Origin of the sequence: Nucisporomicrobium flavum, from assembly GCF_016464385.1 — a bacterium.
Lineage (GTDB): Bacteria > Actinomycetota > Actinomycetes > Mycobacteriales > Micromonosporaceae > Actinoplanes > Actinoplanes flavus_A.
The window spans coordinates 330,216-340,343 of record NZ_JADMLH010000010.1 but is presented as its reverse complement, the minus strand read 5'-3'; the positions used below and the strand labels follow the sequence as shown (position 1 = coordinate 340,343).

The window sequence follows — 10,128 nt, the reverse complement described above, 5'->3', positions numbered from 1 at the left end:
GATAGGCCGGAGATGTAAGCCAGGTAACTGGTTCAGTCGACCGGTACTAATAGGCCGAGGGCTTAACCACCTAAAATTTGGTGCTCGATATGCGTCCACTGTGTGATTCACAGCAAACAACCACCCCCCAACACGCCCTGGCTAACCCCAGGGTGTGGGGTTTGGGGAATGTGTGGTTGTGCCGCTGATAGGTGTTTCGGTGGTTATAGCGGAGGGGAAACGCCCGGTCTCATTCCGAACCCGGAAGCTAAGCCCTCCAGCGCCGATGGTACTGCACTCGGGAGGGTGTGGGAGAGTAGGACGCCGCCGGACTCAACGTGATGGTGACGCCCGTCCAGGACTTAACAGGTCCCGGACGGGCGTCACTCTTTTGTATGCCCTGCTTTGTTGTGATGGCCGGCCCGATTACACGGGACCGGCCATTCTGCGTTTCTGGGGTAGGTCAGGAGCGGGTTTGCGCGGCGGAGCGAATCTCCTGGAGGAGCTTTGCTGAGTCTGGCTGCGTACGGCCGGGGAACATGGCTAGGGCGAGGCTTCCGTGGTCTGCCCAGCCGCACACTGGCATGTCCGTACCGTCGGATTTGGTGGTTCCACATTTCATCGTGCCGCCGAGAGGGCCGGCTGGGACCCCGTGAAGGTCGGTGACCGCGCCTTGGTCGTCGGAGACCAGGTCGAAGGCGGTGTCGAGGTCGCTCTCCGGGGTCCAGAACAGGGTCGTGCCGCCGAAGAAGAGGACGTCTTTGCCGTCGCCTGCGGAGTAGACCGCTCCCACGGCGTTGTCGAGGTCGACCTCCGCGGAAAGGGCCGTCTGGAGGTAGTCGGCCGTACTCTTGCCGTTGTCACTGGTGTCGAGCTTGAGGGCGCCGATCTGCTGGGGAGCCGTGAGGGTGGCGTCCTTCTGCGAGGCGATGCGCCAGCCGGCGTACCCGATGATCCCTGCACCGGCCAGGCTCGCCGCCAGGAGCGAGGCGAGCACGATGGTCTTGGTCCGCGACCTGGGTTCCTTGCTCTCCGGCTTCGCCTCGGAGGGCTCGGTGAGCGTGAACGGCTCCGGTGCGATCTCGACCGGCTCCGCCGGGGAATCGGACATCGGGCCAGGACGATCGGACATCGTGCGAGCCTAACAACAGTTATCCACAGGCAGGGCATGCGGCCGCGAGTCACCCCCGCGGGCTCCGTAGACTTGGCGGGTGACCGAAGCAACCGACACCCGTACCCCCGACAGCCGGCCCACCGGTGGCCTCTCCGCCCAGTACCAACCGGGCGAGGTAGAGCAGCGGCGGTACGAGCACTGGGTATCGGCCGGCTACTTCACGGCGGACCCGGCGAGCGACAAGCCGCCCTTCTCCATCGTCATCCCCCCGCCGAACGTGACGGGTTCCCTGCACATCGGGCACGCGCTCGACCACACCATCCAGGACACGCTCAGCCGGCTGAAGCGGATGCAGGGCTTCGAGGTCCTGTGGCTGCCCGGCATGGACCACGCCGGCATCGCTACGCAGAACGTCGTGGAGCGCCAGCTCGCCTCGCAGAAGCTGTCCCGGCACGACCTCGGGCGCGAGAAGTTCGTCGAGAAGGTCTGGGAGTGGAAGGCCGAGTCCGGGGGCGCGATCCTCGGGCAGATGCGGCGCCTCGGCGACTCCGTCGACTGGAGTCGCGAGCGGTTCACCATGGACGAGGGGCTGTCGCGGGCCGTACAGACGATCTTCAAGCGGCTGTACGAGGATGAGCTGATCTACCGTGCCAACCGGATCATCAACTGGTGCCCGCGGTGCCTCACCGCGCTCAGTGACATCGAGGTCGAGCACTCCGAGGACGATGGCGAACTCGTGTCGATCCGGTACGGCGACGGGGACAACGCGATCGTGGTCGCCACCACGCGGGCGGAGACGATGCTCGGTGACACGGCTGTGGCCGTACATCCGGATGACGAGCGGTACAAGCACATGGTCGGGACCGAGGTGGAGCTGCCGCTGACCGGCCGGCGCATCCCGATCGTGGCGGATGAGCACGTGGACCCGAGCTTCGGGACCGGTGCCGTCAAGGTCACGCCCGCACACGACCCCAACGACTTCGAGATCGGGCAGCGGCACAACCTGCCGAGCATCACGATCATGGACGAGCGGGCCGTGGTGACCGTACCCGGGCCGTTCGAAGGTCTTGATCGTTATGAGGCGCGGCCGGCGGTGGTGGACGCGCTGCGCGAGCAGGGGCGGATCGTCGCGGAGAAGCGGCCTTACGTGCACTCCGTCGGCCACTGCTCTCGGTGCAAGACCACGGTGGAGCCGCGGCTGTCGCTGCAGTGGTTCGTGAACACCGGTCCGCTGGCCAAGGCTGCCGGAGATGCCGTGCGGGACGGCCGCGTGGCCATCGAGCCCGCCGAGCTGTCGAAGCGGTACTTCGCCTGGGTCGACAACATGCATGACTGGTGCATCTCGCGACAGCTGTGGTGGGGGCACCGGATTCCGGTCTGGTACGGGCCGAACGGCGAGGTCGTGTGCGTTGGGCCGGACGAGGAGCCGCCGGCCGGCGAGGGCTGGAAGCAGGACGAGGACGTGCTCGACACGTGGTTCTCGTCGGCGCTGTGGCCGTTCTCCACGATGGGCTGGCCTGAGCAGACCGACACGCTGGCGAAGTTCTATCCGACCAGCGTGCTCGTCACCGGGTACGACATCCTGTTCTTCTGGGTCGCCCGGATGATGATGTTCGGCCTGTACGCGATGGAGGACGTGCAGCCGTTCAACGTGGTGAACCTGCACGGCATGGTCCGCGACGGGCACGGCAAGAAGATGTCGAAGTCGTTCGGCAACGTCGTGGACCCGCTGGACTGGATCGACCGGTACGGCGCCGACGCCACCCGGTTCACGCTCGCGCGGGGCGCCAACCCCGGTTCGGACGTACCGATCAGCGAGGAGTGGTGCCAGGGCTCGCGCAACTTCTGCAACAAGCTGTGGAATGCGACGCGGTTCGCCCTGATGAACGGGGCGACCGTCGAGGGCGAGCTGCCGCCGGTCGGTGAGCTGTCCTCCGTCGACAAGTGGATCCTGTCGCGGCTGCAGCACGTCATCGGTGAGGTGGACGAGCAGTTTGCGGCGTACGAGTACGCGAAGGTGTGCGACACGCTCTACCACTTCGCGTGGGACGACGTCTGCGACTGGTACGTCGAGCTGAGCAAGCCGGTCCTGGCTGCCGACGGAGCGGAGGCGGCGCGTACGCGGCGGGTGCTCGGGCACGTGCTGGACCAGCTGCTGCGCCTGCTGCACCCGGTGATCCCGTTCGTCACCGAGGAGCTGTGGACGGTGCTGACCGGCGCCGAGACCATCGTGCGGGCCTCGTGGCCGACGGTGGACACCGCCCTGATCGACGACGCGGCCGAGGAGGAGATCTCCGCGTTGCAGAAGGTCGTGACCGAGGTCCGGCGGTTCCGCTCCGACCAGGGCCTGCGCCCCGGCCAGCGGGTCAGCGCGGCGCTCACCGGGCTGGGCAATGTCGGCATCGACACGCACGAGCCGTTGATCCGGTCACTGGCCCGGCTTGACGCGCCGACCAGCGAGTTCAGCGCAACGGCGACGCTGGCCATCACCGGTGGTATCACCGTGGACCTCGACACCCGGGGGACGATCGACGTCGCAGCCGAACGGGCGCGGCTCGAGAAGGACCGCGCGGCGGCCGAGAAGGAAGCGGCCCAGTGCCGGGCGAAGCTCGACAACGCCGCGTTCGTCGGCAAGGCGCCGGAGCCCGTGGTGGCCAAGATCAAGGACCGGTTGGCAACCGCGGAGGCCGACCTGGCCCGGATCGCGGCGGCCCTGCAGAGTCTGCCGGCCGCATGAGCGGGCGGTTCTCGGTGTTGGCCGGCCGCGTGAGCAGGTTGTTCTCGGGGGAGGCCGGCCGCGTGAGCAGGCGGTCCTCGGTGTTGGCGGGCCGCGTGAGCAGGTTGTTCTCGGGGAAGACCAGCCGCGTGAGCGGGCGGCCGTCCGTGGAAGTCGGTGTGGCATGAGTACGTATGACGAGGTGGTGGCCGCGCTGAACGGGCGCGGCTTCACCCGCATGGCGTTCGACATGCAGAAGATCCGGGACCTCATGGATGTGCTGGGGAGCCCGCAGCGGGCGTACCCGGCCATTCATCTGACCGGGACGAACGGCAAGACGTCGACCGCGCGCATGATCGACAGTCTGCTCCGGGCGCACGGGCTGCACACCGGGCGCTACACCAGCCCGCATCTCGAGACCGTCCGGGAACGGATCAGCCTCGACGGGGAGCCGGTGTCCGAGGAGCGGTTGGCTGCCACGTACGACGAGGTGGCGCCGCTGGCCGACCTTGTCGACAAGCGGGCGGCCGAGCCGCTGACGTACTTCGACATGACCACGGCCATGGCGTACGCGACATTTGCGGATGCTCCCGTGGACATCGCCGTGGTCGAGGTCGGGCTCGGCGGTGAGGAGGACGCCACCAACGTCATCGAGGCGGGGGTCTGCGTCATCACGCCGATCGGGCTCGACCACACCGAGTGGCTCGGCGACACGATCGAGGACATCGCCTGGGCCAAGGCCGGCATCATCCACCAGGGCGCGACCGTGATCAGCGCGGTGCAGACCGAGGAGGCGATGCGGCCGCTGCTGGAGCGCTGTACCCAGATGGGTGCCACGCTCGCCCGGGAGGGCAGCGAGTTCGGGGTGATCCGCCGTGACCAGGCGGTCGGCGGGCAACTGCTCACCCTGCAGGGGCTGGGGGGCGTGTACGACGAGGTGTTCCTTCCGCTGTTCGGCGCACATCAGGCTCAGAACGCGGCGCTGGCTCTCGCGGCCGTCGAAGCGTTCCTGGGAGCCGGGAGCGGGCGGCAGCTCGAGGCTGAGCTCGTACGCGAAGGCTTTGCGGGGGTGGATTCTCCCGGCCGGTTGGAACGCGTCCGCAGCGCGCCCACGATCCTGCTCGACGGCGCCCACAACCCGCACGGCATGGCCGCGACGGTGAACGCGCTGGAGGAGGAGTTCGCGTTCCGCCACCTGGTTGCGGTCGTCGCCGTGCTCGGCGACAAGGACGTGTCCGGGCTGCTCGACCTCATGGAACCGGTCGTCGCGCGACTCGTGGTGACGCAGAACAGCTCGCCGCGGTCGATGCCGGTCAACGAGCTGGCTCAGATCGCGTCGGACATCTTCGGCGAGGACCGGGTGACGGTCGCGCAGACGATGCCGGATGCCATCGAGGAGGCCGTGGTGCTGGCTGAGGAGGACACCGGTGGGGAGCTGAGCGGGGTTGGGGTGCTCATCACCGGGTCCATGGTGACTGTGGCGGATGCTCGGAAGCTGCTGAAGAAATGAGTGAGGGGGCTGGGCCTTCCTCTTTGCCTGAGGAGTCGGGTTCTCCTTCTGCCGGGCGGTCTTCGGAGGACGGTTCCGCTTCCGGTGAGCCACGGTCGGGGCTTCGGAATCCGGCTGGGGCCGTACGGGGGCTCGGAGCCGGCACGTTGGTGCTCGAGGCGATCGTTCTGCTGCTTGCTATACAGCCGATTCGGATTCTCGGCGGGGATTTGAGCGGGTGGGGGATCGGGGCTGTCGTCGGGCTCGCCGTTCTGGCCGCCGGGGTGGCTGGGAGTATGCGGCGGGCATGGGCCTGGCATGCGGGTACCGGGATTCAGGTGCTGTTGCTCGGGTGTGGGCTACTGCATTGGTCGTTGGCTGCTTTGGGGCTCATCTTCGGGGCTGCCTGGGCTTATGCGAGCTATGTGCGGCGGACGATTCTGGGGTGATGGATCGCCGCGGCGGGGTCGGCTAGAGGTTGGGCTGATCTCGCTGGCGGGCGCGGCGTTGTGGTAGTTGGTGGCGCTGTGCGGGCGTCGCTTGTGCGTCTTTGGAATGGTGACGGCCGCCGGGGCTGGTGCTCCGGCGGCCGTCTCTCGTGCGGCCGTCTCTCGTGGTGCTTCGCTGGGCGTCAGCCTGCTTCGCTTGTGTCAGCTTTGCTGGGTTCGGCGCGTTGTGCTGTGGGTGGTCAGCGGATGGCGCGCCATTGGGTTATGGCGATGTTGTGGTCGTCCGGGTCTCGGAATGAGGCCGCCCAGAGTTCGAGCTTGTCGCCGCGGTTGACCGGGCGGGGGCCGTGGACGAACGTCACGCCTTTGCGCTTGAGCTCCTCGTACACGGCTTCTACGTCGCCTACCTCCAGGTTGAGGTGGATGAGGCGGCCGGCCACGGTGGAGAGGTCGTGGACCGTACGCAGGACGAGGCGGGTGTCTCCCGAGGCCAGGACCGCGCTCGCTGAGCCCGCGTCGATGACGTAGAAGCCGAGCATGTCCTTGTAGAAGGCGATCGAGCGGTCGAGGTTCGTCACCAGGACCGTGATGCCCACGCCGTGGATGGCTGCCGACGGGCCGGGGCGGGCGCTCGGGTACGCGGTGATGAGGTCGTTCGTGCGGTCGTCCGGTTCGAAGCCGCCTTCGAGGGCTGACCAGGGGCTTCCGGGCTGACCTTCGCCCGCCGGCGGAGCGTTCTCGGCGGCGCGCTCCGGGGGCTGGGGCGGCGTGGTGGACACAGGAGTGGGAGCCGGCGGCTGCGTGGCAGTCGAGGGCGGCTGCATGGGCTGCGTGTCGTGCGTGGGCTGCGCGGCGGTGGGCGGCACGACGGGCTGTGGGTCGGGTCGCGGCGGGGCCGGTTGGGGTGCTTGGTGGGTGGTGGCTGCGTCGGGGGCCGTCGGTTGCGGTGCTTGGTGGGTGGCGGCTGCGTCGGGGGCCGTCGGTTGCGGTGCTTGGTGGGTCGCGGCTGCATGCGCGGCCGTCGGTTGCGGTGCTGGGTGGGTGGCGGCTTGCTGGGGGGTCGTTGGTTCGGGGGTGGGCTGCTTCGCTGATGGGTGGGGGGAGGTGGGCTGCGGCGCGCGTGGGGGTTGGCCGGCGGTGGGGTGGGGGGTCGGTTGCGGCGTGCGTGGTTGGGGGGACGGCTGTTGGGGTGCCGGTTGAGGTCGCGGTGCTGGGTGGGGTCGCGGTGCTGGGTGGGGGGTGGCTGCTGCTTCTGCGTGGGCGGTGGGGTCGGGGTGGTTCTCCTCGGGGCGGGGGTCGTTTCTGGAGCGGAAGGCGTTGCTGATGGCTGATACCCCTGCGGCGACCGCTGCGGCCAGGCCGGTGGCGGCCGGCTTCGGGCGGAGGGTGGGGTGGTCGGCCGCGGGGGCCGATGCCGCTACCACGCCCGTCCTGGGGGTGGCTTGGGGATCGGGGCCTTCGGGTCTCGGCTGAGGCTGCGGGGTGGCCGACGAGGGCACTTCCGGCCGGCGGGTGGGCGGGGGCGAGGCGGTTTGCGGGTCGGCGGCGGCCTGCGGGGCGGCGGGTTCCGGGGCGGCGGCCTGGGGGGCGGCGGCCTGGGGGGTGGCGGCGGGTTCCGGGTCGTCGGCCTGGGGGGTGGCGGCGGGTTCTGGGATGGCCGCGGGTGCCGGTTGGCGCGTGGGTGCCGGGGCCGGGGTGGGGGAGGTGCGCTGCTGCCAGGGGGGTGGTTCGAGGTCGCCCAGGAGGTCGTCGTCCAGCGGCTTGGGGGCTGGGGGGCGGGTGGATTCCGTGTCCAGGAGGCGGGCCGCTCTTGCCTGGGTTGGGGGGTGGCCGCCTGAGGTCGACCCGGTGGTCGTCTCGCTGCCGGCCGCGGAGGTAGGGCCGGTTGTGGGTGCGGACGCGGGGGTGGCGCGGGTGGGGGTTTCGGTTGGCGGCGGGGCCAGGATGTCGGTGGCCAGTGCCTGCTGGGAGCGGAGTTGGGTTTCTGGGGGTGGTTCCGGGTCGCCGTCCAGGGGGAGGTCGATGTCGTCGTCGCGGAGGTGGGGGGGTGCTTGATCGGCCGGGTGGCCTGTGGGGGGTTCCGGGTCGTCCGGGATGGTGCGGTCGGCCGTTGCCGGGGCGTCCGGAGAGTTGGTGACGGCTTCGGCGGGCGCAGGTGGGGTTGTGGGTGACGCCGTCTGCTCAGCTGCGGTTGTGGGCGTCGCCGTCTGGGCGGCTGGGGTTGTGGGGCGCGCCGGCTCGGTGTCGTGGGGCTTGGTGGCTGGGGCTGCGGGGGCTGGGGCTGCGGTGGCTGGGGCTGCGGGGGCTGGGGCTTCGCTGGCTGGGGCTTCGGGGGCTGGGGCTTCGGGGGTCGCTGACGGCGCGGCTGGGGTGGCCGCGGTGGCAGTGGGAGGTTCCGGGGGCTGCGGTGGGGGAGCAGTCGGGGTTGCGGCGTCTCGGGGTGGGGCTGTCTCTGGGGAGGGGGCCGGGCGGGGCCGGGGGCGCGGGCTGGGGCGAGGGCTTGGGCGGGGTTCTGGGCGCGTGGGCGGTGTGGCTGTGGCTGTGGCCGTACGGGCTCGTTGGGGGAGGGGCTGGGTGTAGTCGCCCTCCACGACCTGGCCTTCGAGGATCGGGCCGCCCGGGTCGTCGCGGACGATCACGTGGGCTGGGGGTGGTGGGGGTGGGATGTCGTCGTCGAGGGTGCCCGTTCGGGGGGCTGGGGGTGGCGGCGGGGGCGGTTCGTCCGGGCCTCGGCCCCATTGGCGGTCTCGGGTGGCCCACGGGGGTGGCTCCGGGTCTCCGCCGAGGAGGTCGTCGTCCGGCAGGTCCTCCTCGTAGAAGGCCGGCGGGACGTTGGTGACCGTCGCGCCGTGGGTGTCGGCCTCTTCCCAGTCGATTTTCACCCGGCGCATGTCGTCGACGTCGACCGTGACCGGCAGCATGTCGCCCGGCTGGGGCCACTTGGCGACCGGGACGCGGGGGTCGCGGACCGTCACCTCCCGGGCCGGCAGGCCCGGGGCGATGATCACGACCTGGAGCTCGGCCCGGCCGTAGATCGACGTCGTGGGCGGGTCCGAGACCGCCTTGACCTGGGCGGAGCCCGCCACCCAGGCGCGGGCGCCGCGGCGCGCGACGTTGACCATGCCGATGCCGATCGCCAGCGCGAGCATCGCCGCGCCCAGGGCGACGATCGCCCAGCTCGACATGCCGAGGCCGAACACCATCACGAAGCCGGCGATGGTGCCGACCACCGCGGCCACGACCTTGCGGGCCGGGGCTACCGGCCTGCCGTTCTGGTTCGCCACTGTGGACCTCCCGGGATTACCCATGAGGTTACGTAGCGGCGAGCACCCGGGGAAAGGGCGCTACCCGGCGGTTGGCACCCGGGCCGAAAACCGTACCGATAGGCTGACCTCCCGGCCGCGTACCCGGCGTGTCGGCTTGTCACGTGCTCACTCAGGAGGCCCTTCCCGTGTCCACCAGCACTGCCGAGCGGACGCTCGTGCTCGTCAAGCCCGACGCGCTGCGGCGCGGTCTGCTCGGGGAGATCCTCGGCCGGTTCGAGCGCAAGGGCCTGGTCATCGAGGCGCTCGAGCTGCGGACCATGGACGCGGGGCTGGCCGACCAGCACTACGCCGAGCACGTCGACAAGGCGTTCTACCCGCCGCTCAAGGAGTTCATGACCGGCGGGCCGCTGGCCGCGCTGGTGCTCTCCGGCGACGAGGTGATCTCCGTCGTGCGGACGCTGGTCGGCGCCACCGACGGGCGCAAGGCCGCCGCGGGGACGATCCGCGGCGACCTGTCGCTGTCCAACCGGGAGAACCTGGTGCACGCCTCCGACTCCCCGGAGAGCGCGGCCCGCGAGCTCGCGCTCTGGTTCCCCAAGCTCTAGGCGGCCTCTTCCAGCGCGGGCGGCTCGTTCTGGACGGCGATGGAGAGCCGGTTCCAGACGTTGATGGTCGCGATGGCCATCAGCAGGTTGCCCAGTTCCTCCTCGGTGAACTCCTTGGCGGCCGGCTCCCAGACCTCGTCCGGGACGCCGTGCTCGCCGAGGCGGGTCACCGCGTCCGTGAGAGCCAGCGCGGCGCGCTCCTTCGCGGTGAAGAAGGGTGCGTCGTGCCAGGCCGCTACCGCGAAGAGCCGGCGGCTGGACTCGCCCATCTTCAGCGCCTCGGTGCTGTGCATGTCGGTGCAGAACGAGCAGCCGTTGACCATGGACGCGCGCAGCTTGACCAGCTCGTACAGGGTCGGGTCGACGTTCTCGCGGCAGTACTTCTCCATGCCGTAGACCGCGCGGTACGCGCCCGGTGCCACTTTGTCGATCGTCAAGCGGGGCATGTGTTCCTCCTGGTGGGGTGCGTTGTCGGTACCTGGACGAGTCAGGCCGCCGCGATGTGACATT

General features: G+C 70.0%; 7 protein-coding genes and 1 rRNA gene. 5 read left to right on the top strand and 3 right to left on the bottom strand.

Annotation, left to right across the window (positions count from 1 at the left end; genetic code table 11):
• Nucleotides 1–195: 195 nt before the first annotated feature.
• Nucleotides 196–312: ribosomal RNA gene (rrf, locus tag IT780_RS24810) — 5S ribosomal RNA — on the top strand.
• A gap of 130 nt (nt 313–442) precedes the next feature.
• Here the strand turns inward: rrf and IT780_RS24805 are convergent.
• Complete coding sequence (locus IT780_RS24805; protein WP_199514042.1) at nt 443–1,111, bottom strand: hypothetical protein; 669 nt, start codon at nt 1,109–1,111, stop codon at nt 443–445.
• A 79-nt stretch (nt 1,112–1,190) separates the two neighbouring features.
• On the opposite strand from IT780_RS24805, the gene IT780_RS24800 reads away from it, so the two are divergent.
• The 3 genes from IT780_RS24800 (at nt 1,191) to IT780_RS24790 (ending at nt 5,747) form a co-directional block, all read left to right on the top strand.
• Nucleotides 1,191–3,830, top strand: coding sequence for a valine--tRNA ligase (locus tag IT780_RS24800; RefSeq protein WP_199514041.1), 2,640 nt, complete (start codon nt 1,191–1,193; stop codon nt 3,828–3,830).
• Between the two features lie 163 nt (nt 3,831–3,993).
• Nucleotides 3,994–5,319 (top strand): bifunctional folylpolyglutamate synthase/dihydrofolate synthase, encoded by a 1,326-nt coding sequence (locus tag IT780_RS24795; protein ID WP_199514040.1) that lies wholly within the window; start codon nt 3,994–3,996, stop codon nt 5,317–5,319.
• Nucleotides 5,316–5,747: a DUF4233 domain-containing protein gene (locus IT780_RS24790; RefSeq protein ID WP_199514039.1), complete on the top strand. Its 432-nt coding sequence runs from the start codon at nt 5,316–5,318 to the stop codon at nt 5,745–5,747. The genes IT780_RS24795 and IT780_RS24790 overlap by 4 nt, the downstream gene beginning before the upstream one ends.
• A gap of 239 nt (nt 5,748–5,986) precedes the next feature.
• On the opposite strand, the gene IT780_RS42815 is transcribed toward IT780_RS24790, so the two are convergent.
• Nucleotides 5,987–6,526, bottom strand: a complete 540-nt coding sequence (locus IT780_RS42815) for a VOC family protein (protein WP_307831356.1) — start codon at nt 6,524–6,526, stop codon at nt 5,987–5,989.
• A gap of 2,672 nt (nt 6,527–9,198) precedes the next feature.
• Here IT780_RS42815 and ndk point away from each other — a divergent pair.
• Entirely contained in the window at nt 9,199–9,618 is a 420-nt protein-coding gene (gene ndk, locus IT780_RS24780) for a nucleoside-diphosphate kinase (protein WP_199514037.1), read from the top strand.
• On the opposite strand, the gene IT780_RS24775 is transcribed toward ndk, so the two are convergent.
• Nucleotides 9,615–10,064 carry a carboxymuconolactone decarboxylase family protein gene (locus IT780_RS24775; protein WP_199514036.1) on the bottom strand — a complete coding sequence of 150 codons (450 nt, stop codon included), beginning with the start codon at nt 10,062–10,064 and terminating at the stop codon, nt 9,615–9,617. The genes ndk and IT780_RS24775 overlap by 4 nt on opposite strands.
• Between the last annotated feature and the right edge of the window lie 64 nt (nt 10,065–10,128).

Excerpts from the sequence above, each read along its gene's own strand:
- IT780_RS24805 (WP_199514042.1), bottom strand. The coding sequence starts at position 1,111 with ATGTCCGATCGTCCTGGCCCGATGTCCGATTCCCCGGCGGAGCCGGTC.
- IT780_RS24795 (WP_199514040.1), top strand. The coding sequence starts at position 3,994 with ATGAGTACGTATGACGAGGTGGTGGCCGCGCTGAACGGGCGCGGCTTC.
- IT780_RS24790 (WP_199514039.1), top strand. The coding sequence starts at position 5,316 with ATGAGTGAGGGGGCTGGGCCTTCCTCTTTGCCTGAGGAGTCGGGTTCT.
- IT780_RS24775 (WP_199514036.1), bottom strand. The coding sequence starts at position 10,064 with ATGCCCCGCTTGACGATCGACAAAGTGGCACCGGGCGCGTACCGCGCG.